Source organism: Cupriavidus plantarum (assembly GCF_905397285.1).
Classification (GTDB): domain Bacteria; phylum Pseudomonadota; class Gammaproteobacteria; order Burkholderiales; family Burkholderiaceae; genus Cupriavidus; species Cupriavidus plantarum.
Window position 1 is genome coordinate 475,453 of record NZ_CAJPUX010000005.1, and the last position, 26,451, is coordinate 501,903.

Sequence of the window (26,451 nt, forward strand, 5' to 3'; positions counted from 1 at the left end):
CCATGCAGCAAATCCTCGACCGCACCGAAGAAGCGCTGGCCCAGGCGTTCGAAGCGCTGGCGCGCAATGCCCGGCGCCAGCGCAATCTCTACTACGCGACCATCGGGCTGCTGATAGCGATCGTCCTTGTTTCGGCAATCCTGCTCGTCGGACTGGCGGCCGCGCGTCACCTCGACGACCGGCGCAGCCTGGTCGGCCAGTATGTCGCCGCGATCTCGCTCATGCTGCAGGGCGAGGTATCTTTCCTGCGTCGCACGGACCTGACGGTTCGATACAACCGCGAGAGCGTCGCGCGGCAGCCCGCCAACGCGGACATCGTGCGGCAGATCCAGCAGACAGGCATCGCCGAGGCGCCGGATCCCGGGTATGCCTTGCTGGTGCCCGCCGCCACGCGCACTGCATGGGGCAGCGCTTTGCCCGAGCGGCTGGCGCAGCTTCAGCAGATCGCCACGGCGGCCATCACGACGCAGCAGGCGTTCGAGCTGGATCATCGCGCCTATATCGTCGACGTGCAGGGCGAGTATGCGATCGTCATCCCGCGCGACCATCCGAGCCCCAGTCACTCGGCGCTTCTTGCGCCCAACCTCGCCACTGACATCCGCGACCGGCTGGGCGCCGCCCTGCGTCAGCGTATCGGCCAGCCGGTGCCGCGGCGCAACGAGCAGGTATGGCTGGGCCCCACCATCGATCCCGTACTGGGGACGCCGGTCATGACCGTGGTGTCCGCGGTCTACTCGGGCGAGTTCGCGACGACGCTCATCGCCGCAGTGATTCCCGTCGAGGAATTTCTCGCGTGGCTGCATCGCACGACCGCGCGCAACGACCGCGCTACCCTGCTGCTGCTCAACAGTGCCGAACAACTGATCGACACCTCGCCCCTGATGCCGCGGGAGGACGTGGACCGGATCGTCACGCGCGCGCGGAAGTTGCCGCGCGAGCGGTTCGAGATCACGCGCGCGGGGGTGCTGCTCGTGCAGCCGCTGCATGCGGGGTTCGGAACCTTCGTCTACTTCGTGCCAGTGGCGACGCTCCTTGCGTCGCTGGCCAGCGATCTGGCTATCATCGGCGCGCTCGCACTGCTGCTGATCGCGGCGATCGTCATCACCGCCCGCTACTGGGACATCCACCTGCTTCGTCGCAGCCATGCAGAGGCGACGCGCGCCCTCGAGAACGAGACCATCAATCACGTCCTGGTCAGTGCGACGCCAATCGGGCTGTGCATCGTCCGGCTGTCCGACGACCGGGTGGTGCGGTCCAACCTGCTTGCGGACACATTGCTTCATCTTGGTGAGCCGCCGCGGCTGCCGCGGCATATCGTGTCGGCGTTCCCGCCCGGCCCGCACATTGTCAAGGCGGAGCGGCTCGGGGCCACCGCACAGTTGATCGTGCCCGCGCAACCGGAGGGCGCGCTGGACACGGCGCACATGGCGGACAAGACTGGAACGAAGGCCACGAACGGCACGAAGGGCGCGGGTAACACGTTGGGGAAGACGGCGGCGGCGGACGAACATGCCGACCGGCGTTTCCTGCAAATTACCTACGCACCCGTGCGGTACCGGGGCGAGGACGTACTGTTCTGCGCGGTTCAGGACGTCACGGCGCAGCAGCAACTCGAGGAGCGGCTTCGCACCGCGCAACAGACGGCCGAAAGCATCATGCGCGCGCGGTCTAATTTCTTTGCCGCGATGAGTCACGAGATTCGCACGCCGCTCAACGCGCTGCTCGGCAACCTCGAACTGCTCGCGCGGACGCCGGGGCTCGATGCGCATGCCTCGCGGCTGCGGGCCCTCGATGTCGCGGCGAGCGGCCTTCGGCGCATCGTCAACGATATCCTCGATTTCTCCAAGATCGATGCGGGCGAAATGAAACTGGCGATGGAGCCCTTCCGCCCACTCGAGGACCTCGAGAGTCTTGCGCTGTCCTATTGCCCGATGGTCGGCGACCGGCCGCTCCGTTTTTATCCACTGATCGCGCCATCGCTCGATATCACGGTGGTGGGCGATCGCACGCGGATCATGCAGGTCGTCAACAACCTGCTCAGCAACGCGTTCAAGTTCACGTCGAGCGGCAAGGTCACGCTCAGTGCGCGGCTGACCACCGATGCCAAGCGCCGCACGGTGCTGGTGTGTCAGGTCAGGGATTCGGGCATTGGCATGCCGGCGACGCTCGTGGCGCGCATCTTTCATCCGTTCGTGCAGGCGGAGGCCAATACCGCGAGCCGCTATGGCGGGACCGGTCTGGGGCTGTCGATCTGTGCACGGCTGTGCGAGCTGATGGGCGGGCATATTACGGTCGAGAGTGTGGAAGGCGTGGGGAGCGCGTTCTCGATGCATGTGCCTGTGACCTTGCGGGATGAAGATGCCCTGGCGGACGCCAAGGCACCGCCCGTGTTGCCTGGCGCGAGCGTGTTGATCGTGAGTCAGGAGAGCGAGACGGGTGGCAATGCGGAGGCCTGGTTGCAGGCGTATGGATGGCGGACGCACCTAGTGCAGTCGATCGCGGCGGCGGAGCGGTTTCTCGAGGTGAATCGGCCGCAGGGGGTGCTGGTGTCGGGTGAGTACGGCCTGGCGGTGGTGAGCGCCTTGCATGGGCGACTGCCGCGCCGAGCGGATGGGGGGCGACTGGCGATCGTATGGGTGACCCGGGAAGGCCCACCGCAGGCGGTGCATCGGCTGCCGGGGCTCTTCGAGGTCGGGACGTTCCATCATCATGGGGTGTTGGCGGCGTTGGAGACGGCGATGACGTCGGAAGCCGATGAGGGGGAGACCGGCGATGTGGGAACCCGCGATGTGGGGGGTACCGATGTGGGGGGTACCGATGCGGGGGCTGGCCGCGCGGCGGCGGGCGCTGTGGAAGCTGGCACTGGCGGGGCGGGCGCTGCAGCGATGACCGGGTCTGCGGGCGGTGCGGCGGCCAGAGCGGCGACTAGTGTGGCGACTAGTGTGGCGGCCGGTGTGACGGTGGCGTCCGGCACGTTCCGCGCGCTGCGTGTGCTGGTGGCCGAGGACAATTTACTGAACCAGACGCTGATTGCCGAGCAACTGGCCGTGCTGGGCTGCCGCCCGACCGTGGTCGGCGATGGGCGGCAGGCGCTCGAAGCGCTCGAGCAGGCGACGTTCGACATTCTGCTCACGGATATTCATATGCCCGCGATGAATGGGTACGCGCTGCTCGCCGCGGTTCGCGCGGCGCGGCCGGGACTCCCGGTGCTCGCGTTCAGCGCGCTCACGCATGCGGACGATGGGGTGGACCATGGGGTAGGCGACAGCGTCGGCGGTGGTGTGGGCGGTGGTGTGGGCGCTGGTGTGAGCGCTGGTGTGGGCGGCGGGGCTGCTGACAAGGCGGACGGCAGGCCCGGCTGGAAAGCAACGCCGCGTGGGGCGGGCAAGGACTGGCGGCAGCGCGGCTTCGATGGGCACATTGCCAAGCCCGCCTCGCTTGCCGAGATCGAAGCCACGTTGCGGCGCGTGGTGCCTGCGGCGGCATCGGCGGAGGAATCGCCATCGCCATCGCCATCGCCATCGGCATCGGCATCGGCATCGGCATCGGCATCGGCATCGGCATCGGCATCGCCGTCGCCGTCGCCGTCGCCGTCGCCGTCGCCGTCGCCGTCGGCATCGGCATCGGCGTTGCCGTCGGCGTCGGATTTGCCATCGGCATTGCCTTCGGCTTCGGCATTGCCATCGACAGTCCCTACGACATTGCCATCGGCATTGCCTTCGGCCACCGAAGCGGCGACGGCATCGACGCGCTCGCTCCGGTCGTCGAAGCCGCTCGCGTACTACGACGCGCTGCTGCGCACCCAGCTCGACACCGATCTGCCGGTGCTGGCCGCGTGTCGCGAGCGGCGGGATACGGAGGGGTTGTTTCAGTGGGCGCATCGTGCAGCGGGTGCTTTCCGCATCGTGGAACAGCGCTCGATCGTTGCTATTTGTCGCGAGGTGGAGCGGCAATGCCGCGAGACCGACGTCTGGACCGACGCCATCGAGAAACGCGCGCAGGCGCTCTATGCCGCCGTGCGTGCGTATCGCCAGATGCCCGTACCCGCCGCGGCGAACGAGGCCATGCCTGGGGACCCCGCAGGCGAAGCAGACAAATAGAGACATTCAGGACCTGCCCGGCAGGGCCGTGAGCCCGCGCGCGAAGCCGTTTGCGGAGTTGTGGCGGCAGGACGATAATGTCGCGGCCGTCACGCGCCGGTTTCCGCTTCGCTTCTCGCCCGCCTCTCCCTCATGCAGCCGTATCCAGGCCTACCCAAACCCCAGCGCACCTGGGCCGTCCTCACCGTGTTCTGTGGCCTGATCATGGCCGTGCTCGACGGATCGATCGCCAATATTGCCTTGCCATCGATCTCCCGCGAGCTCCATGCCGACCCCGCGCGCACGATCTGGGTTGTCAACGCCTATCAGTTGACGGTGACCGTGTGCCTGCTGCCACTGTCGTCGCTGGGGGACATCCTCGGCTACAAGCGCGTCTATCGCGCGGGGCTGGCCACGTTTCTGGTCGGCTCGCTGCTGTGCGCGGTCTCGGTCAATCTGCCGATGCTCGTCGCGGCGCGCGTTCTGCAGGGCATCGGCGGTGCCGGGATCATGAGCGTCAATACGGCGTTGATCCGCTTTATCTATCCGCCCACCAAGCTCGGCCGCGGCATCGGCCTCAATGCGCTGGTCGTGGGTGCCACCATCGCCATCGGTCCGTCGCTGGGCGCGCTGATCCTGTCGTTCGGCGACTGGCCGTGGCTCTTCGCGATCAATGTCCCCGTGGCGATTTTCGCGCTGGTGCTGAGCAAGCGCGCGCTGCCAATGACGCCCGCGCAGCCGCGCGAGTTCGACTACCCAAGCGCGGTGCTGTCGGCCGTCGTGTTTGCGCTGTTCATCCTGGGCGTCGACCACCTCGGCCATCCCGCGTTGCGCGTGGCCGGCGCGGCGGGTCTCGTGCTCGCGGTGGTGCTCGGTTGGGTGCTCGTGCGCCGCCAGCATGGCAGGCCCGCGCCGCTCGTGCCTGTGGATCTGTTCCGGAGCCGCGCATTCACGCTCGCCGTCGGTACATCGTTCTGCTCGTTCATGACGCAGATGCTCGCGTTCGTGTCGCTGCCGTTTTACCTCGAATACCAGCTTGGGCGCGGTCTGCAGGAGACCGGGCTGTTGATCACCCCCTGGCCGCTGATGGTAGCCGTGATGGCCGCGGTGTCGGGGCGGCTGTCGGACCGGTACTCCGCTAGCGTGCTGGCTGGGATCGGCCTCCTGCTGATGATGGCCGGGTTGCTGAGCCTGGGATGGATTTCGCATGACGCGGGCAACCTCGACATCGCGTGGCGAACGGGGTTGTGCGGGCTGGGGTTCGGGCTGTTCCAGTCGCCGAACAACCGCGCGATGATCTCGGCTACGCCGCGGGAACGCAGCGGCGGCGCGAGCGGTGCGCAGGCGACCACCCGGCTGCTCGGGCAGACCACCGGCACGGCGTTCGTGGCATTGCTGTTCAGCATCGACCGGTCGAGCGCGGCGCGGAGCGCGTTGTTTGTGGCGGCGAGCGTGGCGGCGATCGGGGCGGCGATCAGCCTGAGCCGGCTGCGCGACGCGCGGGACGGCGGCGGACCGCGGGATGGCAGCAAGCCCTCGGCGGCCGAGGCGGCCGAGGCGGCCATAACGGCGGACGCGGATGCCTGATGGCCGATGCCCGATCCCCTATGTCCAACGCCCTGTGTCCAATCTTCTAGATTCGATCTCCGAAATCCGATCCCTAACCTCGACCGACCCAGATCGACGTCGGGCGGTTGTTCGGCACCCGCCTGACGTCCCCCCTGACGACCCGCATGCCGCGCATGCGATGGAGGACCTCATGTTGCACAAGCTCTCTCCCCACTCCACGGCACTCGTGCTGATCGACCTGCAGCAGGGCATTCTCGGTTTCGGAAAGGCGCCGAGGCCGGGCACCGAGGCGCTGGCCACGGCGGCAACACTGGCCCGCCGCTTCCGCGAAGCCGGTGCCCCCGTCGTGCTCGTACGCGTCGGCTGGAGTGCCGACTTCGGCGATGCCCTCACGCAGCCCGTCGACCAGCCAGCCCCGCGCCCGCCCGGGGGCTTGCCCGCCGACTGGTGGACGTATCCGGACGTGCTCGAAGTCAGCGAGCGCGATATCCAGATCGTCAAGCGGCAGTGGAACGCGTTCCACGGCACCGAACTCGATCTGCAATTGCGCCGGCGCGGCATCGATACGATCGTGTTGGGCGGCATCTCGACCAATATTGGCGTGGAGTCGACGGCGCGCGCCGCCTACGAGCATGGGTACACGCTGGTGCTCGCCGAGGATGCGATGAGCTGCGCGGCCGCCGAGCACCATGAGGCGGCCGTGCGATTCGTGTTCCCGCGGATCGGGCTCGTGCGTCAGTCGGCCGAAGTACTGGCGGCGCTGGATACTGCCGAGAAGTGAACAGTAGAGAACCAGTAAATCTTGCAGTGACGCGCGATAGATTTGCATCGCGTGGGCGGTGAGGCAGACTTGCGCCCGCCATTCACGCGGCGGCCGGCTGGCATAGGGATTGCAGCACATCCGTGCGATCCTCCTCCACCCGGCAACCCGAATGGATATGCAAGTTCCTCAGTCGCTGACCATCATCTCGCCGCATCTTGACGATGCGGTGTTCAGCTGCGGCGCGCTCATCGCGGCCTGCCGCAATCCACTCGTGGTGACCGTGTTCGCGGGCGTGCCCCCCGAAGGCATCGACGCTCCCGACTGGGATCGCGCCGCTGGCTTCAATACCGGGCATGAGGCCGTGCACGCGCGCCGTCACGAAGACGCCCGCGCGCTGGCCATGCTGGGGGGCGAGCCGGTCTGGCTCGATTTTCTCGACAGTCAATATGGCAAGCGCTATACCCCCGTCGATATCGCCGTCCGCCTGGGACGTCTGCTCGCGATGCAGCCGCATGGGACGGTCGTCGCGCCGCTTGGCCTGTTCCACTCCGATCATGCGCTCGTGAATGCCGCTTGCATGCTTGTGCGTGAGGCCGTACATGCGGAAGCGCCCGCGGGTGCGGCGACCAGCGCCACCACGCATGCGGGGACGCATGCAGCCTCCGCCGATCCTCACGGCGCCCACCCTGTTTCGGCGCCCGCCTCGCTGCAATGGCTCTTCTATGAGGACGCGATCTATCGGCGCATGCCGGGGATGATCCAGAACCGGCTGATGGCATGGTGGCAGGAAGGCCTGCTCGCCTCGCCCGTAAACCTGCCAATCGCGCCGTTCCAGACGCAGAAGATGCGCGCGATCGAGGCCTACGAGAGCCAGTTGCCCCTGTTCAACGCGGAGCAACTGGCCGACCTCGGCGCCCCCGAGCGCTACTGGTCGCTTGGCCCCACGAGCCTGTCCGCCGCAGCCCAATTGCGCTGACCCGCCATCGGCTTTCTGAACGATCGTTCTTTCCTGCGCGGGTAAGGATCCGCGCCCGAGCTTAATTGACGTGGGCCTCGGGCGTCTCCTATCGTCGTCTCCATAAAACGATTCTTAAAGTTCTCGGAGACAGACGTGTCGCAACATTTGCTATCCATTGCCGTGCTCGCGCTGATGTTCGTCGTGGCCACGGTGCTGCCCATCAATATGGGTGTGCTCGCCTTCGTCGGCGCCTTTCTCGTTGGCACGTTTGTAGCGGGAATGCCCGCGAAGGCCATCTTCATGGGCTTTCCGGCCGATCTGTTTCTTACGCTCGCCGGCATCACCTACCTCTTCGCGGTGGCACAGAAAAACGGCACCATCGACTGGCTCGTGCGGCTCGCCGTGCGTGCGGTGGGCGGGCGTATCGCCGCGATTCCATGGATTATGTTCGGCATTGCCGCGCTGCTCACTTCGGTGGGCGCGGTGAGTCCCGCCGCGGTGGCGATCATCGCGCCGATTGCACTCGGCTTTGCCGCGCGGCATGGCATCAGTCCGTTGCTGATGGGCCTGATGGTCGTACATGGCGCGCAGGGTGGCGGCTTCTCGCCGATGAGCATCTATGGCGGCATCACGAACAAGATCGTGCACAAGGCGGGGCTGCCGCTCAACGAGATGGCCACGGCCATCGCGAGCCTCGGCTTCAACCTCGCCGTGGCAGCCGGGCTGTTCTTCCTGCTTGGCGGCCTGAAGCTGATGCGGAGGCCTCAGCGTGTGGCGCAGCCGGTCGCCGCGATGGCCGGTGGCGTGCCCATGCACGAGTCGTTCAGTGCGCGGGCGATGGCGGGCGCCACGGTGGTGGCGCACCTCGATGACGATGTCGGCGGACACGATCGCGAGGCCGATGCGCCGGGCACGTTTTGCCAATATCTCACGGTGGCGGGTCTGCTTGCACTCGGCGTCCTGACCCTCTACTTCAAGCTCGACATAGGCTTCGTCTCGCTGACGATCGCATTGCTGCTGACGCTGATGGCGCCCAACCTGCAGAAGGAAGCGCTGAATCAGATCTCTTGGCCCGAGATCATGCTGATCGTTGGCGTGAGCACCTATGTGGGCGTGCTCGAGAAGATGGGGACTATCGCGTTCGTGGGCAACAGCGTCGCGGGGCTTACGTCGCCACTGGTGGCGGCCTTGTTGCTGTGCTTCATCGGCGCAGTGGTGTCGGCGTTCGCATCTTCCACCGCCGTGCTCGGGTCGCTGATTCCGCTGGCGGTGCCCTTCCTGCAGGGCGGCGATGTGAGCGCCATCGGCTTTATCGCGGCGATGGCGGTGTCGTCGACGATCGTGGACGTGAGCCCGTTCTCGACCAACGGCGCACTGGTACTCGCCAACGCGCAAGGCGTGGACCGGCAGGCGTTCTTCCGGAGCCTGATGGTCTATGGGGCGATGGTGACGCTGATTGCGCCCGTGGTCCTGTGGTTCCTGTTCGTCGTGCTTGGCACATAGATTGCGTGAAAGGTCGGATCATTGTGACGGAGGCATGCCATGACGACGACCAAGCCTGACCGCAAACCAGACCTCAAGCCCAACGATATGCCCGATGCGCGCAAGGACGAACACAGCCCGTGGCCCGGCTGGAAGCCCGGCGCGGGCGACAGCGGGCCTTCGCGCGGACGCAGCGAGCGCAAGGACCGCCCTGACCGGCTCGGCGAGGGCGGCGACCTCACCGCGCACGATCAGTTGAAGGATTTACCGAAGGACGACGGCAACGACTAGATCGCCTGCCGTGTTTTCAGGTGGCGGACGGTGCGGTCTCCGATCCACTGAACGCCGGTGACCAGCGCGATCAGGATGGCGATCACGATGACCATGACCGTCGTATCGAAGCGCTGGTAACCATAGCGGATGGCGAGATCGCCTAGCCCGCCTGCCCCCACCGCGCCCGCGATCGCCGAGGCGCCGATCAGCGAGACGACGGTGATCGTGAAGCCGCCGATGATGCCGGGCAGCGCTTCCGGCAGCAGCACGTGCCACACGATGTGCCGCCGTTCGCAACCCATCGCCTGCGCCGCTTCCACCAGGCCGCGATCGACCTCGCGCAGACTGACCTCGGCGATGCGCGCGAAGAACGGCGTCGCGCTGATGGCCAGCGGCACTACCGCCGCCCAGACGCCGATCGTCACCCCCACCACCAGCCGCGTGAACGGCAGCAACGCGACCAACAGCACGATGAAGGGCGTCGCGCGAAAGCCGTTGATCAGCGCCCCCAGGACGCGATGCACGCGCGGCGCGGGGCGCATGCCGCCCGGCGCCGTGATCACCAGCAACAGGGCCAGCGGCAGCCCCGCCAGCGCCGCGATGGCCGCCGATGCGCCGACCATCGTCAGCGTATCGAGCAGGCCCGTCCAGAGCCGGTCAATGAGAATGGGCGACAGCAGACCGGAGATCGAGAGGTTCGGGAACATAGCCAAGCAGACTCACGTGATGGGCAAGATCGGAAATGGCATCGACCGGATCGATGCCCGTACGGTCGGGCACGGATAGCAGCAATGCGCCCTGCGCGCGCCCCTGAATGCGGTCGAGCGTGCCGTGCAGCAGCCTGACGCCGTGACCGAGCGTCGCGGCGATGCGCGAGAGGTCCGGCGCGTCGTTGCCACCCCGGTCGTTGCCACCTGTGTAGCGCACCTCGATCACACGGCGCCACCCACCCGGCGCCTCTCCCGCCCTGCCCGGCCGCTCCTGCAATTGCTGGGCGAGGTCGTCGGGCAACCGCGACCGAAGCGGCGCTAGCAGCGCGCGCGTGGCCTCGTGCTTCGGATGGCCGAAGACCTGCCACACGGGCCCCGTCTCCGCGATGCGGCCACGTTCGAGCACGAGGACGGTGTCGCAGATCTCACGGATGACGCGCATCTCGTGCGTGATCAGCACGATGGTGATGCCGAGCTGCGCGTTGATGTCGCGCAGCAGACCGAGGATCGATTGCGTGGTCTCGGGATCCAGCGCGGACGTGGCTTCGTCGCAAAGCAGGATGTCTGGCCGGTGCACGAGCGCGCGCGCGATGCCCACGCGCTGCTTCTGCCCGCCGGACAGCTGACCCGGATAGGCATCGGCCTTGCCTTCGAGGCCGACCAGCGTCAGCAGTTGCGCCACGCGCGCGGCGATCTGGTCGCGCGGCACGCCCGCGACGCGCAGCGGCAGCGCGACGTTGTCCCGCACGGTCTTCGCGGCCAGCAGGTTGAAGTGCTGGAAGATCATGCCGATGCGCCGGCGCAGCGCGACGAGCGCGCGCGCGTCGAGTGCCGCGACATCGACGCCGTCCACGCGCACCTGTCCGCTGGTGGGCACCTCCAGCCCGTTGATCGTCCGCAGCAGGCTGGACTTGCCCGCACCGCTGCGCCCGATGATGCCAAAGATGCCGCCTGCGGGGATCTCGAGATCGATGTCGCGCAGGGCATCCACCTGGCCCCGGTCGGTGCGGTAGATCTTGTTGACGTGGGAGAACTGGATCACGGGGTCACCGGGTTACGCAGTTATTTGCTGAGCCATGGCAGGCTGTAGAGCTTGTCGTTGTTCGCGAACGACGTGGAGAGCTGCTTGCGGACCGCGGGCGACTCCTGATAGATGCGGATGAAGCGCGCCACGCGCGGGTCGCTAGCGTTGTTCTCGCGCGTGACGAAGCGGATGGCGAAATACTCGTCGTCGACGCCCGAGTACAGCAGGCCGGAGCCCGCGATCTGCGGCTTGCCCGCGTTGACGAAGTGCGCGGGATAGCCTTGCGCCAGATCCACGTCGTCGAGCGCGCGCACGAGCTGCGGGCCTTCCACCTCGACGAACCGGAGCTTCTTCGGATTCGCGGCGATATCGTTGATGCTGCCCCTGGCGCCCACGCCATCGCGCAGCTTGATCAGCCCCGCCTTCTGCAGGAGGAGCAGCCCACGGCCCTGATTGACGGGGTCATTGGCCACGCCCACGCGCGCGCCTTCCTTGAGTTCGTCGAAGCGCTTGATGCGCGTCGAGTAGAGACCGATGTTCGGCAGGACGCCCAGCGCGACGCTGCGGAACTTGTAGCCGCGCTCCTTGATCGCGTTGTCGAGGAACGCCTGATGCTGGAAATAGTTCAGGTCCAGGTCGCCGGAAGCCAGCGCGACGTTTGGCGTGGTCCAGTCGGTGAATTCGACGACCTTGACGTCGAGGCCCTGCTTGCGTGCTTCCGTCGCGGCGACTTCGACGGAGTCCGCGAGCGAGCCTGGCGTGACGCCGATGGTCAGCGGCGCGGCGTGGGCCTGGGCGATGAAGACGACGGACGCCGCGAGCGAGACGGCAAAGGAAAGCAGATAGGCGGGACGTGGCAGGAATGACATGGTCGGGAGCGGTGCGTTGGAATGGATGGGGCGGTCAGCGCCGGAAGGCTGCCGCGGCATGTCTTGACGGCAGGCGGTCGCCCTCGCCGAAGAGCTTGTGGCGTAGCGAACCTTCCGCATACGCGGTCTTGTAGCGGCCGCGGTTCTGCAACTCGGGCACAACGAGATCCACGAAGTGCGTATAGCTCTCCGGGACAACGGTACGGCTCAGGTTGAAGCCATCGATGCCGGTCTCGTCGATCCAGGACTCCAGCGCGTCGGCCACCTGCGACGGGTCGCCGACGATGGCGGGATAGCGGCCGCCGAGTTCGAACAGGTCCAGCAGCTTGCGGCGCGTCCAGCCATGCTGCTCGGCGGTGCGGCGCGCCGATTCGATCGCGTTGCCACCGGCGTAATCGATGGGATCGTCGAGGCCATGCTTCGCGAAGTCGATGCCCGTGCTCGCCGCGAAATGCGCAAGGCCCGCCTCGCGGCTCGCGTAGTCGCGATACTCCGCATGCAGCGCGCGGGCTTCCGCTTCCGTGCGGCCGACCACGACGGCCGCGCCCGCGAACACCTTGACGTCATCGGCGCGGCGGCCGCTGGCCACCAGTTGCTCGCGCAGCGCGGACACGGTCTGCCGCGCGGCTTCCTTGCCCGGCGGCGAGATGAACACGCATTCCGCATGGCGCGCGGCAAAACGCTGGCCGCGGCCCGAGCTGCCCGCCTGGAACAGGACCGGCGTGCGTTGCGCGGAGGGCTCGGCAAGATGGTAGCCCTCCACGTCGTAATACTGGCCGTGGTGAGAGACGCGATGGACGCGCGCCGGGTCCGCGAACACGCGGGCCGTCTTGTCGCGGCGCACGGCGTCGTCCTGCCAGCTGCCCTCCCACAGCTTGTACAGCACCTCGAGATATTCGTCGGCGCGGTCGTAGCGTTCGTCGTGCGAAATCTGGCCGTCGCGGCCCATCGCGCGCGCCGCGCTATCCAGGTATCCCGTCACGACATTCCAGCCCACGCGGCCACGTGTGAGGTGATCGAGCGTCGAGAAGCGGCGCGCGAGCAGATAGGGCGCCTCGTACGTGAGGTTGACCGTCACGCCGAACCCGAGATGCTTTGTCGCGGCGGCCATCGCGGACACGAGCAGCAGTGGATCGTTCACCGGCAGTTGAATCGACTCGCGCAGCGTCACGTCGACATTGCCGCCGTAGACGTCATAAACCCCGACGATGTCCGCGATGAACAGGCCGTCGAAGAGCCCTCGCTCCAGAATGCGGGCCTGGTCGATCCAGTACTCGAGCGTGTTGTACTCGGTGGAGCGGTCGCGCGGGTGTGTCCACAGACCATGATTGATGTGGCCGACGCAGTTCATGTTGAACGCGTTCAGCAGGATCTCCTTGCGCGGCATCAGAGCGCTCCGTGGCGGGTCGGCAGCTTGTCGTTCAGGTAGTAGTTGCCGATGGCGTGGTATTTCCATCGCACGGGGTCGTGCAGCGTGTGCGTGCGCGCATTGCGCCAGAAGCGGTCGAGTCCCAGGCCGTCGAGCGTGGACGCGGTGCCGCCGAGTTCGAACAGGCGCGTGCCGGCGAGCAGCGAGGCGGTGGTCGTGGCGGCGCGTGCTTCGGCGACGGCGATCGATGCCGCGGCGACGCTTTGCTCGTCGGGCGCCTGCTGGGCGGCATCGACGTATCGACCCGCACGGCGGACCAGCGCTTCGGCGGCGCGCAGGCTGACGCGAGTCTCGCCGACATGATGGATCGTCAGCGGATCGTCGCTGGCGCGCGAGACGTTGGCGTCGATCCACGGCCTGGCGCGGTCACGGATGAATGGCAGCGTGGCCGCGAAGGCGCCGCGGCCGATGCCCAGGTCGATGGCGGCGTGCAGGATCTGGGCGAACGAGCCGATGGTGGTGGGTCGTTCAAAGGAGGCCAGGAACGGAATCACCCAGTCCTTCTCCACGCGGACGTCCTCGAACGTCACCGAGCCGCTGCCGGTCACGCGCTGGCCGAAGCCGTCCCAGTCATCGACGATGGACACGCCCGCCGCCTGGCGCGGGACGATGGCGAGGTAGGTGACGGGCTTCGAAGCTTGCTCGGTGCCTTCTTCAGCGACCACCAGCGTCGGGATCCAGTGAGCGAACACGGCGCCCGTGCAATAGAACTTCTGGCCCGTGACGCGGAAGCCGTCGCCATCGGGAATCAACCGGGTGCGCCGCTTGAAGTCCTTATGGCCGATCTCGGCGAGCGCGTTGCCAAGGCGTTCGCCCGCCAGCACGCGTTCGAAGAGCCATTGCTGCTGCACTTCCGTGCCGCCTACGCGCGCGACTTCGAGCGCGTAGTAATGGTTCTGCGGAATCTGGCCGATGGAGCCATCCGCGGCGGCGAGGATGGCGATGACTTCGGCGAGCGTCCCGGTGGAAACGCCCGCGCCGCCGAATGCGCGCGGCACGGTAATGGCGAGCAGGCCGCTTGCGCTCAGCGCATCGAGTTCGGCCCATGGCAGGCGGCGCTCGCGGTCGCGCAGCACGGCGTCCTGTGCGAACTGATCGGCGAGCCGGTGCGCCACGGCGAGGGCTTCCGCATCGTCGCGGATGCGGTCCGGTACGCGGGATGGCGCGCCTGCCGGCGCTGGGCGGCTTGCGGGATCGTCGGCGCGGGGAGCGGGTGTGGAGAGCAGCGTCATGTCGAATCCCGATTCAGTTCCAGGAGTGTCGTGCCGGCAGCGTGCCGTTCAGGAAATAGTTGCCGATCAGATGGAGCTTCCATCGCACCGGGTCGTGCAGCGTGTGGGTGCGGGCGTTGCGCCAGTGGCGATCGAGGTTGTGACTGGCGCGCGTCGCGGACGAGCCCGCGAGTTCGAACAGTTTTTCGCTTGCCTTCAGGGCGATGTCGGTGGTGAGGACCTTGGCTTCGGCCACTGCCACGGAAGCCTGCGCGCTGAGGTCGGGGTCGAGTTCGGTGTCTTGCGTCTGCCTGCTGAATGCGGCGAGGCTGTCGAGCGTTTCGGCGGCCTCCCGCAGCACGGCTTGCGCGGCGTGCAGCTCGACGGACAGGCGGCCGACATCGCCGATCAGATGCGGGTCGTCCGTGGCGCGTTCGACGTTGGCGTCGATCCATGGCCTCGCGTACGTGCGGACGAAGGCGATGGCATCGTCGAAGGCGGCCTGCGCGATGCCGAGATCGATGGCGGCTTGTATCAGCTGGGATGTCGGTCCATAGAGGCCGGGGCGGTCCGCGAGTTGCCAGATTGGCAGGACGTCGTCTTCGGACACGGCGACGTGGTCGAGCTCGACCGTGCCGCTCGCGGTCGTGCGTTGGCCGAAGGAACTCCAGTCGTCGATCACGGTGAGACCCGCCGCGTCCCGGGGGACCCAGACCTGCACGGGACGGTCGTTGTCGTCGAGCGCGCGGACGGGAACGCGGTGGGCGAACAGCGCGCCGGTCGAATAGAACCTCGTGCCCGTGAGGCGCAGGCCCTGAGGCGTGCGGCGCAGGCGCGTGCTCGTTTGCAGGATCGTGCTCGCGCCGGACGAGCGGCGTTCGGGGCCCGCGTTGCCAAGCCTTTGTCCCGCGAGAATCTCGCTGTAGTAGCGCTGTTTTTGTGCTGGCGTGCCGATTTCTCTGAGCACGCCCAGCAGGCCGAAATGGTTTTGGGGGATCTGTCCCAGCGCCGGGTCGGCGGCGCAGACGATGGCGAAGACTTCCGCCAGCGTGACGTAGGAGACCTCGGCGCCGCCGTATGCCCGCGGCACGGTGATCGCACCGAGGCCGCTTGCAGACCATTGGTCTAGTTCCTGCCACGGCAGGATCCGCTCGCGATCCCGCGTGGCCGCGGTGTCCTTCACCGCGGCGGCAAACGCATGCGCGGCGGCGATGGCTTCGGCGTCGGTGATCAGGCGTTTGGTGGAAGGGACGGGGGAAGGAAATTGCAGCGCGTGCTGGTCTGACAGGTTCGTCATGGATTGCCCGATGGCTGTCGCGTGAGTTGGACAGTCATTTCAGCATGGGGGTGTGGGGCGATACGACGAATATTTCCGAGGATGCTTGTTGGTGGCGGGGGTATATCGATTTGCGGTTTATGCGTGAGGGTGAGGGGGCGAAGCCCCTCTGGGCCCACGTGAGCCCTCTCCCCCGGCCCCTCTCCCCGGGGGAGAGGGGGGGGGGGGCTTCGCCCCCCCTTTGGGCCCATGTGAGCCCTCTCCCCCGGCCCCTCTCCCCGGGGGAGAGGGGGGGCTTCGCCCCCCCCCTTTTGGGCCCATGTGAGCCCTCTCCCCCGACCCCTCTCCCCGAGGGAGAGGGGGGCACCGTTGGCAAGTTCAACGCGCCGCGGCGAGCGCCTGCAAGGCGGCCTTCAGGGCATCGCGGCTCGCCGCGACCGCGGCGCGTTGCGTCGCGATGGCCTCGAGGTCGTGGGTCAGCGAGGACAGTTGGCGCTCCACCTGAGCCCGCACGCGTGCAGGGGCCGGGCCGCCGGCCGCGGTGCGTGCCGCGACACCCTCGATCGGGTCCAGGCACTTTGCCACCGCCTCGGCGTCGAGATGCAGGGTCCGACCCGTATGCGCCAGCGCCGCCTTCGCCACCATCGCGCTGTCGATCTCGCACGCGGGCAAGTGCCGGTCCAGCGCCTCGCGAACCACCGCGCCCACCACGTGATGGGCCTCGCGGAAGGACATGCCCGCGTCGCGCACCAGCATGTCGGCGAGGTCCGTCGCGGAGGAGAAATCGCGTCGAGCGCGGTTGAGCATCGTGTCGGCCTGCGGCGCCGCGTGCGCAAGTACCAGCCGCAATACCTCGGCGCATCGCTGGGCCTCCACCATCGCCTCCCAGAACCCCCGCATCGTCTCGCGGCTGCCGTCGCCCGAGTGCGAGAAGTGGGTGCCCTTGAGGGCGGCAAGCGAGGCCGTCAGCAGCCCGAGCATATGTCCGCCCTTTCCCTTCAGATACTCGAGCGCGACCGGGTTCTTCTTCTGGGGCATGATGCTCGACGTGCCCGCCACGCTATCCGGAAAATCGATCAGCCCGAACTCGGGCGTCGCCCATACGAAGAGGTCCTGCGCGACACGGCCCCATGTCACCGTCGCGATCGTGACGGCCGAGAGAATCTCCCATGCGAAATCGCGGGACGCCACCGCGTCGAGGGCGTTGTCGACGTAGCCCGAAAACCCGAGCCACGCTGCCGTGGCGGAACGATCGATCGGGAAGGCGGTGCCCGCCAGCGCGCCCGCTCCCAGCGGGCAGGCATCGAGCGTTTCCAGCGCATGCCGCAGACGCGTCATGTCCCGGCTTATCGCCTGAGCGATGCCGGACAGATAGAAGCCATACGTGATGGGCTGCGCGGCCTGCAGATGCGTATAGCCGGGCATGACGGTGTCCGCATGCTCCGCTGCCTTGCGCAGCACGATGCCACGCGTATCGGCCAGCGTATCGAGCAGCACCAGCACCGCATCGCGTGCGCGCAAACGATCCTGCGTGGCGAGGATGTCGTTGCGGCTGCGGGCGACATGGAGGCGGCCGCCCGCGTCGGCGCCGGCCACTTCCATCAGCCGCGCTTCGTAATTGAAGTAGGCATCTTCGCGCTGCGGATCGAGCGGCACCGCGTCGGCGCCTTCTCTCTCGATACGCAGCAAGGCCCGCGCAAGCGTGGCCGCGGTGTCGGACGGAATCAGCCCGGTGCCATGCAGCATCAACAGATGGGCGGCGTTGATATCGGTGAGGTAGCCAAACCCCGCCGCGAAGTCGCGCAGGCGCGGCGCGTAGATATGCGCGCAGACCTCCGTCGCGGTAGGCTGGGTGAGGCGGCGGCTGACTTTCGATTCCATGCTGAGCGCTTTCATATGGCTTTTATGCGGGTTTCCGATCGATGACGCCGAGTATGGAAATCCGGACCCTATACCGTCAAATCAGTTTTTACGGGGTATGCATACGGTTTTGATATACCATCGGCTAAAACCAAAGACTGCCGCCCCCACAGCATGAAATTCAAGGAAATCAGCGCCTTCCAGGCCGTGATGCGCTCCGGCTCGATGACCGCCGCCGCGACGGAGCTCTATACCTCGCAGCCGAACGTCAGCCGGCTGATCGCGCAACTCGAGTACTCCACGGGCCTGACGCTGTTCACGCGCAATGCCGGCAGACTGACGCCCACCGAAGAGGGTCTGGCGTTCCTCCGCGAGGTCGAGCGCGCGTTCGTCGGCATCGACGCGCTCAAGGATGCCGCGCGCAATATCCGCCAGTTCGGCAAGGGCCGGCTGCGGATCGCAACGGTACCGTCGCTGGCGCTCACGGTGCTCCCACGCGTGTTGCAGCGCTTCCACGCCGACTATCCCGATGTGAACGTGGCGATGGAAACCGGCAGCACCCAGCTCGTGGCAGAGCGCGTCGGCAGCCGTTATTGCGACCTCGGGCTGGTGTCGTTCCTGCCGCCGACGGTCGTCACGGAAGCGCAGCCGGTCGCCGAACTCTCGGGCTGCTGCGTGCTGCCCCCCGGCCATCGGCTCGCGGAGCGAGAGGTCCTGACCCCCGCCGATCTGGCCGGCGAATCGTTCATCTCGATGAGCCACGGCGACGGCCTGCGCGCCGCGATCGACGCCGCGTTCGCGGCCGACGACCGGCGCGTGATGCACTTCGAGACCCCCTACGGCGCGACGATCTGCAAGATGGTCGGCCTGGGGCTCGGCGTGGCCATCGTCAATCCGCTGGTGGCGCGCATGCATGAGTCGGAGGTCGTGATCCGCCCCTTCCTGCCCAGTATCCCGTTCGTCAGCTACCTGCTGCTGGCGCGCAACCGGCCCGCCAACGTGCTCGTGGACCGTTTCACCGAACGGATGATCGAGGTCATCGCGGCGGAAACGGCATCTCTGGAAGGCACCCCATAAGGTTTTCGTATGGGTGCCTGACCGATCCGTATTTGCGCGTATAGCCCGCGCTCCGCATACTCGTTCGAAATGGACAGCCCCGTGCTGTCACGATTCTTGCGAGTACCGAACATGATTCCAGGCAGGGCCCAAGGCCCGCAATGTCCCCACGGGAGGCCCCGCCGATGACCGCGGCCTCTTCACACCGTTATCCGCTGTTCGACGTCGCCGTGATCGGCGGCGGCCTGGTCGGCTCGGCCGTGGCCTACGGCCTGCGCAAGAGCGTCGGCACCGTCGCCGTGCTCGACGAAGGCGATATCGCGCTGCGCGCGTCGCGCGGCAACTTCGGCCTTGTCTGGCTCCAGAGCAAGGGCTACGGCATGGGCGACTACAGCCGCTGGACGCTGAACTCCACGCGCCTGTGGCCCAGGCTGGCGGCCGACATCCTCAAGGAAACCGGCATCGACGTTGCGCTCGAACAGAAAGGCGGCCTCACACCGCTGATGGGCGACTACGAAGTCGAGGCCCGCCTCGCATGGGTCAACAAGCTGATGTCGCAGCCCGGCGTGGAACCGTACGAGTGGAAGCTGCTCGACCACCATCAGGCCGCGTCGCTGGTGCCGGGCCTCGGCCCGGACGTGACGGGCGCCATCTGGACTCCCCACGACGGCATCGTCAACCCGCTCAAGCTGCTGCGCGCGTTCCATACCGCGTTCAGCACGAGCGGCGTCGAGTATTTGCCCAATCACGGCGTGACGCAGATCGTGCAGCAAGGCAGCGGCGACTTCGTGCTGACCACCCCGAATGGCGAGGTGCGGGCGCGCAAGATCGTGCTGGCCGGCGGCCTGCGTAACGGCGACCTCGGCCGCATGGTCGGCATCGACCTGCCGATGGCGCCGCAGCGCGGCCAGATTCTCGTGCTCGAACGCACGCGCCGCCTGCTCGATACGCCGATGGTCACGCTGCGCCAGAACGACGAAGGTAGCTGGCTCGTCGGCGACTCGCAGGAAGACGCGGGTTACGCGGATCAGGTCACGACGCTGCCCGTGCTGGCGACGCTGGCCGACCGCGCGGTGCGCACGCTGCCCGCGCTGCGCGACGTGCGCACGGTACGCGCATGGTCCGCGCTGCGTGTGCGGGCGAAAGACGGTTTTCCGGTCTACGAACAGTCGGCGACGCATCCCGGCGCGTTCATCGTCACCTGCCATAGCGGTGTGACGCTGGCCGCGACCCATGCGATGCACCTTGCGCCGATGATCGCCGCGGGCGCGCTGCCGCCCGAGCTGTCCATCTTTTCGACCCGGAGATTCCATGTTCAAACGCATTGACGCGGCCGTGATGCAAGACACGGCTCGCAAGGTACGGGTCACGGTGGATGGCGCCGTGCTCGAATGCCGTGAAGGCGACAGCGTCGCTTCGGCCCTGTTCGCGGCCAACGTGCTGGCCTGTCGCGATACCGCCGTATCCGGCGCTGCGCGCGGCCCGTATTGCATGATGGGCGTGTGCTACGACTGCCTCGTGCGTATCGATGGCCGGCCCAACCAGCAGGCCTGCATGGCGCGCGTGCGCGATGGCATGACGGTGGAGCGCCAGCTGGGCGCGCGCGAGGTGGCCGTATGAGCGCCGCCATCATGACGTGCGACCTGCTCGTGGTTGGCGCGGGGCCTGCCGGTCTCGCCGCCGCGACGCAGGCGGCCGAGCTCGGTCTTTCGACGGTGCTGATCGACGAGCAGCCCGCTCCGGGCGGACAGATCTATCGCGCGATCGGCACTACGCCCGTGCAGAACCGGGACATCCTCGGCGCGGACTACTGGCACGGCCTGAACCTGCTGAAGCCGTTCGAGACGAGCGGCGCGCGGCATCTGGCGTCGGCCACGGTATGGTCGATCAACGCGCGCGCGGGGGAAGCCAACGACGCGCCGGCTGGCTACGAGGTGGCCTACTCCGTCGCGCGTCCGGGCGAAGATCCGCAAGCCGCGCTGCTGCACTGCCGTCATATCATCCTGGCCACCGGCGCGCAGGAGCGTCCGTTCCCGATACCGGGATGGACGCTTCCCGGCGTCATCACGGCCGGCGCCGCTCAGATCCTGCTGAAGACCTCGGGCGTCGTGCCGGAAGGACGCACCGTGCTGGCGGGGGGCGGGCCACTGTTGTACCTGCTCGCGTATCAGTACCTCAACGCGGGCGTGAAGCTCGACGCGATTCTTGAGACCACCGCGAGCGGCCAGTGGCGCGAGGCCCTGCCGCACGCATGGGGCTTCCTGCGGTCGCCGTATCTGGGCAAGGGCCTCAAGCTACTGCGCGCGGTGCGCAAGGCCGTGCCGATCGTCAGCGGTGTGACCGCGCTCGAAGCGGTGGCTGGCGTCAATGGCCAGGTCGCGCAGCTGCGATACGAAGCCGATGGCGAGCGTCACACGATCGCGGTCGACCAGTTGCTGCTGCACCAGGGCGTGGTCCCCAACACCAACCTGTCGCGCGCGATCGGCGCCGAACACGTGTGGAACGAGCGGCAGGACTGCTGGGAGCCGCAGGTCGATGCATGGGGCGCGACCTCCGTGCCGAACGTGACGATCGCGGGCGACGGCGCCGGCATCGCGGGCGCGATGGCGGCCGAACACCGGGGCCGCGTGGCCGCGGTGCACGCCGCCGTGGCACTCGGCCGCATCGACACGGCCGCGCGCGATGCCAGGGCCGCCGCGCATCTGGAAGCGCTGAAGCGCGCGACACGCGGCCGCGAGTTTTTCGAGGTGCTGTACCGCCCATTGCCCCAGTTCCGCCGTCCGGTGGGCGACACCATCGTCTGCCGCTGCGAGGAAGCTACGGCCGAGCAGGTACGCCATGCCGCGCGTATCGGCTGCCAGGGACCGAACCAGCTGAAGGCGTTCCTGCGCTGCGGCATGGGGCCGTGCCAGGGCCGCTTCTGCGGGCTCACCGTGACCGAACTCATCGCCGACGAGCAACAGCGCCATCCGCGCGACGTCGGCTACTACCGGCTGCGGTTTCCCACGAAGCCGGTCACGCTCGGCGAACTCGCGACGCTGCCACAGACGCAGGCATCGCGCGAGGCGGTCGTGCGGTTCAAGAAATAACAGGCAGCACCGAAAGCAGCACCGAAAGCAGCATCGAAGCAACGACATAACGAGCGGGCCCGGTACGCCGGCCCGCCGAGCCATACCAGCATAGCGACGACATCCTGAGAGCACCCTTAACCTAATTTTCGAGAAATCATCATGGCGTTTTCCAAGATCGTCCCCGCTCTCGCGCTCGCCCTGGCCGCAGCCCACGGTATGGCACAGGATCTGCCCGCGGGCCCCATCCGCATGCTCGTGGGCTTCGCGCCCGGCGGCGGCAACGACGTCATCGCGCGCACGGTCGCGACGCAGTTCCAGCTGAACACGAAGACCACGATCGTCGTGGAGAACAAGCCCGGTGGCGGCAGCACGCTGGCCACGGCCGAGATGGCGCGCGCGAAGCCGGATGGCACGGTCCTCCTGCTCGGCTCCGTCGGCGGCCAGGCCATCGCGCCTTCGATCTACAGCAAGCTGCCCTACGATCCGGTCAAGGGCGTGCAGCCCGTGTCGCTCGTGGCCAAGTCCGCCAATGCGCTGGTCGTGAACAACGATCTGCCGGTGAAGAACGTGCAGGAGCTGCTCGCGTACGCGAAGGCGAACCCGGGCAAGCTCAACGTGACCTCGCCGGGCAACGGCACGATCTCGCACCTGTCCGCCGAACTCTTCAAGAGCATGGCGGGCGTGCAGATCACGCATATCCCCTACCGTGGCGATGCCCCGGCCATGCAGGACGTGATGGCGGGCCAGGCGCAGATGACCTTCGCGAGCCTTCCGTCGGCAAAGGCCGGCGCGGACTCGGGTAAGGTACGCATCATCGCGGTGACGAGCACCGACCGCGTGAAGACCATGCCGAATGTACCGACGATCGCCGAGTCCGGTGTGCCGGGCTATGAAGTGGTGTCGTGGTACGGCGTATTCACGACCGGCGGCACGCCGATGCCCGTGGTCAACCGCCTTGCGCAGGAAATCGCCGCGGTCGTTGCGCAGCCCGCGATCCGCGATTCGATCACCAAGCAAGGCATGGAACCCGCGGCACTGGGTCCGGTGGAGTTCACGCAGCTCGTGAACCGCGATTCGCAGAAGTGGGACAAGGTGGTCAAGAGCGTCGGCATCAAGCTCGACTGATTCCCGTCAACGTCGTACTGGCCTTCCGAAGAGGTAAAGCATGACGGGAAATCTTTATGCCCGGGGCAGCGTCCTTGCGCTCGGGCTGATCGCTGCCGCCGCGATGTCCGCGTGCGGCGGCAATCGGTGGGCAACGTCCTCCACCGTGGCCACGTCCGCGCCGGACTGGCTCCATGTGGTGCGGCGCGATGCCTACGACGGCATCACCGACGATCTGGTCACGGGCGGACTCGGCATGGCGGGCGTGAGTGCCGCGGCCACGCCGTATCGCGATCCGGCGGGGCCGACGAACGCGCCAACCTACGCCGAGCTGCGCCGCGCGGTCATCAAGCGACCGCCCTCCTCCACCAATGGATTCGGCCGCCTGTTCGGGCCGAACGTCGATCCGGCGACGGGACGCATATCGGGCACGGGTCAGGTCGCGGGCGACGAGGTGCTCGCCTACGCCGACGATGGCAGCGGCACGCAAATGGCGGGACTATTGCTGCAGGTACCGCGCAGCTTCGATCCCCAACACGCCTGCATTGTCGCGATCGCCACACCCGGCAGCCAGAACGTGCTCAGCGACATGCTGCGCGCGGGGTACTGGGGCTTCACGCATGGCTGCGCGGTGGTGTGGGCGGACAAGGCCCTCGGCGCGGGTGTGCACGACATCGATGCGGGCCGCGGGGTTGGCATCGATGGACAACTCGTGACACGTGGCGGGCGCCTCTCGCAGCGCGACGATGCCGCGCTGCGCGCCTATGCCGCGGCGCACCCGCATCGGCTCGCGTACAAGTGGGCCGATGCCGGATGGACGCAGGAAGCCGACTGGGGACCGTCGGTGCTGCGCGCGGTGGAGTTCGCATTGTTCGAGCTGGGGGGGCGTTCCTGGCCGTCGGGCGCCACGGTGACCCGCGCGAACACACGAATCATCGCCACCGGCTTTTCGAATGGCGGCGGCGCGGTGCTGAAGGCGGCCGAGCAGGACACGCGGCATCTGCTCGATGGCGTGGTCGCGATGTCGCCGCAGATCCTGCCGCGCAACGATTCACGCATCGTGGTGACGCAAGGTAGTACGCCACGCAATGCGGCGCGCACGATCTTCGACAAGCTCACGTTCACCAACCTGTACAACGCCTGTGCCGCGCTGGCCCTGCCGGATACGCCCGGTGCATCGGGCCTGACGTATGCCGCCAACCGTTGCGCGTCGCTCGCCGATGCGGGGCTGCTCAAAGGCAAGACCACGAGCGAGCAGGCACGCGAGGCGCTCGACAAGCTGCATGCTTATGGCATGCAAACCGAGGCCGATGCGCAGATCGCCGGCGGCGCGATGGCGGAGCAGAGCACGCTGGGGCAGGCGAGCCAGTATGGGCGCTTTACCGCCGTGGATGCCTTGTGCGGGCTCAGCTTCGCGGCGGTCGATGCGAGCGGTCGTCCACGCAAGCCGACGGCCAATGAAGCCGCGCAGTGGTACGTGACGCAGGCCGGCGGGACGCCCGATGGATCCATCGTCACCGTCATCAACGATGCCGACCCGGCGGGCGCGCGCAAGTCGTCCATGTCGACGTCCGCGTCGACGGGCCGGCAGGACTACAACTTCGATGCGGCGATGTGCCTGCGGGAGTTGTCGGTCGGCACCTCGGCCAATGCGAAGCGCGTGCAGGCGGGATTGCAGTCGGTGCTGGCGACGGGCGATGTGGGCAATCTGCCGACGCTCATCGTGCATGGCCGCGCGGATCCGGTGGAACCGCCTGACTTCACGAGCCGCCCTTATCTCGGGCTGCATTCGCTGGTGTCGGGCGATGGCGCCAACCTTCGGTATGTCGAGGTCACGCGTGCCACGCATGGCGAGCCCGGTGCGACGGCTCGCGGGATGGTGCCGCTGACGCCGTATCAGTTGCGCGCGCTGGAAGCCATGTGGGCGCATCTGGCCAGTGGCGCGCCGTTGCCACCGAGTCAGGTAGTGCGGACATCGGCGCCGAGCGGCGTCGCGGGAGGCAAGCCGCAGGTCGAGGCGGTGGATCTGCCCGCGATTGCCGCCACGCCCGCTGCGGGAGATCGGATCGTCGTGGCGCGCGGTGTGGTGAAGGTGCCGGAGTAACGTGGCCGAAGTAACGCGGCCGAAGTAAGCGGCCGAAGTAACGTGGCCGAAGTAACGTGGCCGAAGTAACGCAGCCGAAGTAACGCGGCAAGGCGCTAGCCAGCGCGTTACCCCACGCCGCCACCCGCGACGTTAGCGCGCCAGCTTGTCCAGCAGGCTGTACCACGCGACGCCCGCGCCGATGTAGCACCGTTGCAGGCCGTGGAAAGGAAACGGCGCGAGGGACGACACGGGGTAGGGAAACTCGGCCGTCTCTCGCGTCAGCCGCTCGGCGATATGCCTGCCGAAGCTCGTGCATAGCGCAATGCCGCGGCCATTGCAGCCGACCGCGATCGTGATGCCCGGGGCAGGCTCGTGGACGTGCGGCATGAAATCCCGCGTTACCGCGATCCGGCCGGCCCAGCGATATTCGAACTCGAGCGGTCCCAGTTGCGGGAACAGCAGCGCGAGCGAGCGCTCGAGATGCGCGAAGTCTCCGCGCGCGCGCGGATCGGGAAATGCGCCCCGGCCACCGAGAAGCAGGCGGCCCGTATGGTCCTTGCGGAAATACAGCAGCAGCCGCTGCGACGTGGCCACCGTCTCGCCGCGCGCGAGGATGGCTTGCGCGGCCTGGCCATACAGGGGCCGCGTGGCGACGATGAAGCTGTTGGCCGTCAGCAGCGTCTGCCGCAATCCCGGCCACAAGCCATCCGAATACCCATTGGTGGCGATCACGACATGCGAGGCGGTCACGCGCGCGCCGCTCGCCGTCGTCGCGATCCAGTGGCCGTCATGTCGTTCCAGCGAGGTGACCGCCGTGTTGCCATGAATCGCGGCGCCCATGCGCTGGGCGGCCGCGGCCAGTCCGCGTGCATACGCGAGCGGATGGATGGCGCCGGCGCGTCCATCGCACCAGCCGCCGGCAAAGGCGCGCGTACCGACGCGACGCTCGATGTCGGCGCGGTCGAGCAATTCCACTGGCACGCCGCGGCGCTGCCATTGCCGCGCGCGCGCGTGGAGCGCGGGTACCGACTTCGGGCCGTAGGCCAGCTGCAACCACCCCTTTCTGACGGGATGGCAGTCGATGCCGTGACGCGCGACGAGGTCGAACACGAGATCGGCCGAACCGGACACCGCGTCGATCAACGCTTCCGCGCGCTCGCCGCCGAGCTGCTGCACGAGCTCATCGGGGTCGTGCTTGAGCGAAGGGTTGACCTGTCCGCCATTGCGGCCGGAGGCGCCCCATCCCGGCTCGTGGGCGTCGACGACACAGACATCGGTGCCTTGCTCGCGCAGATGCAATGCGGTCGACAGCCCCGTGTAACCCGCGCCGATCACGAGGACGTCCACGGTCTTCGGCACGCACAAGGGCGGCGTCGGCAATGCCGCCGGCGCGGTAGCCGACCACAGCGACGGTGCCGCGGGGGCCGTGGCGCGCGGGATGGCGAGTGCGGGGACGAGCGAAGGACTGGCGGAGGAGACGTTCATGGTGCGAGGGGCCGTGCAACGAGCTGGGAGCGAGGCTGACGAGGGTGACGAGGGCGAAGCAAGCGGACCGTCGAGCCAATGCGCAGCGAGTCTAATGGCAGCGCGGCGCCCGGTAAACGTGTCAGACCAACCGCATACTGATTAAT

Annotated in this window: 20 protein-coding genes; 12 read left to right on the forward strand and 8 right to left on the reverse strand. The window is 67.6% G+C overall.

Translation table 11 applies throughout. The features are described from left to right. Nucleotides 1-2: 2 nt before the first annotated feature. The 6 genes from KHP16_RS22225 to KHP16_RS22250 all read left to right on the forward strand — a co-directional run bounded on the left by KHP16_RS22225 (nt 3) and on the right by KHP16_RS22250 (nt 9,142). Nucleotides 3-4,100: an ATP-binding protein gene (locus tag KHP16_RS22225; protein ID WP_211961135.1), complete on the forward strand. Its 4,098-nt coding sequence runs from the start codon at nt 3-5 to the stop codon at nt 4,098-4,100. A 132-nt stretch (nt 4,101-4,232) separates the two neighbouring features. Next, nucleotides 4,233-5,666 (forward strand): MFS transporter, encoded by a 1,434-nt coding sequence (locus KHP16_RS22230; RefSeq protein WP_211961136.1) that lies wholly within the window; start codon nt 4,233-4,235, stop codon nt 5,664-5,666. A 172-nt stretch (nt 5,667-5,838) separates the two neighbouring features. Then, nucleotides 5,839-6,429, forward strand: a complete 591-nt coding sequence (locus tag KHP16_RS22235; protein WP_146208486.1) for a hydrolase — start codon at nt 5,839-5,841, stop codon at nt 6,427-6,429. Nucleotides 6,430-6,586: 157 nt separating this feature from the next. Further along, complete coding sequence (locus KHP16_RS22240; RefSeq protein WP_211961137.1) at nt 6,587-7,387, forward strand: PIG-L deacetylase family protein; 801 nt, start codon at nt 6,587-6,589, stop codon at nt 7,385-7,387. Nucleotides 7,388-7,522: 135 nt separating this feature from the next. Further along, nucleotides 7,523-8,872 (forward strand): SLC13 family permease, encoded by a 1,350-nt coding sequence (locus tag KHP16_RS22245; RefSeq protein ID WP_211961138.1) that lies wholly within the window; start codon nt 7,523-7,525, stop codon nt 8,870-8,872. 39 nt (nt 8,873-8,911) lie between these two features. Next, complete coding sequence (locus KHP16_RS22250) at nt 8,912-9,142, forward strand: hypothetical protein (protein ID WP_109585015.1); 231 nt, start codon at nt 8,912-8,914, stop codon at nt 9,140-9,142. Here KHP16_RS22250 and KHP16_RS22255 read toward each other — a convergent pair. The 7 genes from KHP16_RS22255 to argH all read right to left on the reverse strand — a co-directional run bounded on the left by KHP16_RS22255 (nt 9,139) and on the right by argH (nt 17,524). Next, the gene (locus tag KHP16_RS22255) at nt 9,139-9,831 is read right to left on the reverse strand and encodes a methionine ABC transporter permease (RefSeq protein ID WP_208648276.1); all 693 of its coding nucleotides are present in this window, start codon (nt 9,829-9,831) and stop codon (nt 9,139-9,141) included. The two genes, KHP16_RS22250 and KHP16_RS22255, sit on opposite strands and share 4 nt — an antisense overlap. Next, nucleotides 9,782-10,876 carry a methionine ABC transporter ATP-binding protein gene (locus KHP16_RS22260; RefSeq protein ID WP_109585014.1) on the reverse strand — a complete coding sequence of 365 codons (1,095 nt, stop codon included), beginning with the start codon at nt 10,874-10,876 and terminating at the stop codon, nt 9,782-9,784. The genes KHP16_RS22255 and KHP16_RS22260 overlap by 50 nt, the downstream gene beginning before the upstream one ends. Nucleotides 10,877-10,896: 20 nt before the next feature. Then, nucleotides 10,897-11,727, reverse strand: a complete 831-nt coding sequence (locus KHP16_RS22265; protein ID WP_211961139.1) for a MetQ/NlpA family ABC transporter substrate-binding protein — start codon at nt 11,725-11,727, stop codon at nt 10,897-10,899. A 34-nt stretch (nt 11,728-11,761) separates the two neighbouring features. Next, on the reverse strand, nt 11,762-13,114 hold the full coding sequence (locus tag KHP16_RS22270) for an LLM class flavin-dependent oxidoreductase (RefSeq protein ID WP_115954181.1): 1,353 nt from the start codon (nt 13,112-13,114) through the stop codon (nt 11,762-11,764). After that, a complete protein-coding gene (locus tag KHP16_RS22275) occupies nt 13,114-14,388 on the reverse strand; it encodes an SfnB family sulfur acquisition oxidoreductase (RefSeq protein WP_211961140.1) in 1,275 nt (424 codons plus the stop codon). The genes KHP16_RS22270 and KHP16_RS22275 overlap by 1 nt, the downstream gene beginning before the upstream one ends. Before the next feature lie 13 nt (nt 14,389-14,401). Continuing rightward, a complete protein-coding gene (locus KHP16_RS22280) occupies nt 14,402-15,664 on the reverse strand; it encodes an SfnB family sulfur acquisition oxidoreductase (RefSeq protein WP_211961141.1) in 1,263 nt (420 codons plus the stop codon). Nucleotides 15,665-16,021: 357 nt separating this feature from the next. Beyond that, nucleotides 16,022-17,524, reverse strand: coding sequence for an argininosuccinate lyase (gene argH / locus KHP16_RS22285; RefSeq protein WP_211961142.1), 1,503 nt, complete (start codon nt 17,522-17,524; stop codon nt 16,022-16,024). Nucleotides 17,525-17,677: 153 nt separating this feature from the next. Between argH and KHP16_RS22290 the strand changes: the two genes are divergently transcribed. The 6 genes from KHP16_RS22290 (at nt 17,678) to KHP16_RS22315 (ending at nt 24,838) form a co-directional block, all read left to right on the forward strand. After that, nucleotides 17,678-18,580 (forward strand): LysR substrate-binding domain-containing protein, encoded by a 903-nt coding sequence (locus KHP16_RS22290; protein ID WP_109585010.1) that lies wholly within the window; start codon nt 17,678-17,680, stop codon nt 18,578-18,580. A 164-nt stretch (nt 18,581-18,744) separates the two neighbouring features. Beyond that, nucleotides 18,745-19,887 carry an NAD(P)/FAD-dependent oxidoreductase gene (locus KHP16_RS22295; RefSeq protein ID WP_115954178.1) on the forward strand — a complete coding sequence of 381 codons (1,143 nt, stop codon included), beginning with the start codon at nt 18,745-18,747 and terminating at the stop codon, nt 19,885-19,887. Next, the gene (locus KHP16_RS22300) at nt 19,871-20,179 is read left to right on the forward strand and encodes a (2Fe-2S)-binding protein (RefSeq protein ID WP_109585008.1); all 309 of its coding nucleotides are present in this window, start codon (nt 19,871-19,873) and stop codon (nt 20,177-20,179) included. The genes KHP16_RS22295 and KHP16_RS22300 overlap by 17 nt, the downstream gene beginning before the upstream one ends. After that, the gene (locus KHP16_RS22305) at nt 20,176-21,648 is read left to right on the forward strand and encodes an NAD(P)/FAD-dependent oxidoreductase (RefSeq protein ID WP_415831394.1); all 1,473 of its coding nucleotides are present in this window, start codon (nt 20,176-20,178) and stop codon (nt 21,646-21,648) included. The genes KHP16_RS22300 and KHP16_RS22305 overlap by 4 nt, the downstream gene beginning before the upstream one ends. Before the next feature lie 141 nt (nt 21,649-21,789). After that, on the forward strand, nt 21,790-22,755 hold the full coding sequence (locus tag KHP16_RS22310; RefSeq protein ID WP_244214731.1) for a Bug family tripartite tricarboxylate transporter substrate binding protein: 966 nt from the start codon (nt 21,790-21,792) through the stop codon (nt 22,753-22,755). Nucleotides 22,756-22,795: 40 nt separating this feature from the next. Beyond that, a complete protein-coding gene (locus KHP16_RS22315; RefSeq protein WP_211961143.1) occupies nt 22,796-24,838 on the forward strand; it encodes a 3-hydroxybutyrate oligomer hydrolase family protein in 2,043 nt (680 codons plus the stop codon). 132 nt (nt 24,839-24,970) lie between these two features. Here the strand turns inward: KHP16_RS22315 and KHP16_RS22320 are convergent, their stop codons facing one another. Next, the gene (locus KHP16_RS22320) at nt 24,971-26,305 is read right to left on the reverse strand and encodes an NAD(P)/FAD-dependent oxidoreductase (RefSeq protein ID WP_109585006.1); all 1,335 of its coding nucleotides are present in this window, start codon (nt 26,303-26,305) and stop codon (nt 24,971-24,973) included. Nucleotides 26,306-26,451: the final 146 nt, after the last annotated feature.

Excerpts from the sequence above, each read along its gene's own strand:
- KHP16_RS22225 (WP_211961135.1), top strand. The coding sequence starts at position 3 with ATGCAGCAAATCCTCGACCGCACCGAAGAAGCGCTGGCCCAGGCGTTC.
- KHP16_RS22230 (WP_211961136.1), top strand. The coding sequence starts at position 4,233 with ATGCAGCCGTATCCAGGCCTACCCAAACCCCAGCGCACCTGGGCCGTC.
- KHP16_RS22235 (WP_146208486.1), top strand. The coding sequence starts at position 5,839 with ATGTTGCACAAGCTCTCTCCCCACTCCACGGCACTCGTGCTGATCGAC.
- KHP16_RS22240 (WP_211961137.1), top strand. The coding sequence starts at position 6,587 with ATGCAAGTTCCTCAGTCGCTGACCATCATCTCGCCGCATCTTGACGAT.
- KHP16_RS22250 (WP_109585015.1), top strand. The coding sequence starts at position 8,912 with ATGACGACGACCAAGCCTGACCGCAAACCAGACCTCAAGCCCAACGAT.
- KHP16_RS22255 (WP_208648276.1), bottom strand. The coding sequence starts at position 9,831 with ATGTTCCCGAACCTCTCGATCTCCGGTCTGCTGTCGCCCATTCTCATT.
- KHP16_RS22265 (WP_211961139.1), bottom strand. The coding sequence starts at position 11,727 with ATGTCATTCCTGCCACGTCCCGCCTATCTGCTTTCCTTTGCCGTCTCG.
- KHP16_RS22270 (WP_115954181.1), bottom strand. The coding sequence starts at position 13,114 with ATGCCGCGCAAGGAGATCCTGCTGAACGCGTTCAACATGAACTGCGTC.
- KHP16_RS22275 (WP_211961140.1), bottom strand. The coding sequence starts at position 14,388 with ATGACGCTGCTCTCCACACCCGCTCCCCGCGCCGACGATCCCGCAAGC.
- KHP16_RS22280 (WP_211961141.1), bottom strand. The coding sequence starts at position 15,664 with ATGACGAACCTGTCAGACCAGCACGCGCTGCAATTTCCTTCCCCCGTC.
- argH (WP_211961142.1), bottom strand. The coding sequence starts at position 17,524 with ATGGAATCGAAAGTCAGCCGCCGCCTCACCCAGCCTACCGCGACGGAG.
- KHP16_RS22290 (WP_109585010.1), top strand. The coding sequence starts at position 17,678 with ATGAAATTCAAGGAAATCAGCGCCTTCCAGGCCGTGATGCGCTCCGGC.
- KHP16_RS22295 (WP_115954178.1), top strand. The coding sequence starts at position 18,745 with ATGACCGCGGCCTCTTCACACCGTTATCCGCTGTTCGACGTCGCCGTG.
- KHP16_RS22300 (WP_109585008.1), top strand. The coding sequence starts at position 19,871 with ATGTTCAAACGCATTGACGCGGCCGTGATGCAAGACACGGCTCGCAAG.
- KHP16_RS22305 (WP_415831394.1), top strand. The coding sequence starts at position 20,176 with ATGAGCGCCGCCATCATGACGTGCGACCTGCTCGTGGTTGGCGCGGGG.
- KHP16_RS22310 (WP_244214731.1), top strand. The coding sequence starts at position 21,790 with ATGGCGTTTTCCAAGATCGTCCCCGCTCTCGCGCTCGCCCTGGCCGCA.
- KHP16_RS22315 (WP_211961143.1), top strand. The coding sequence starts at position 22,796 with ATGACGGGAAATCTTTATGCCCGGGGCAGCGTCCTTGCGCTCGGGCTG.
- KHP16_RS22320 (WP_109585006.1), bottom strand. The coding sequence starts at position 26,305 with ATGAACGTCTCCTCCGCCAGTCCTTCGCTCGTCCCCGCACTCGCCATC.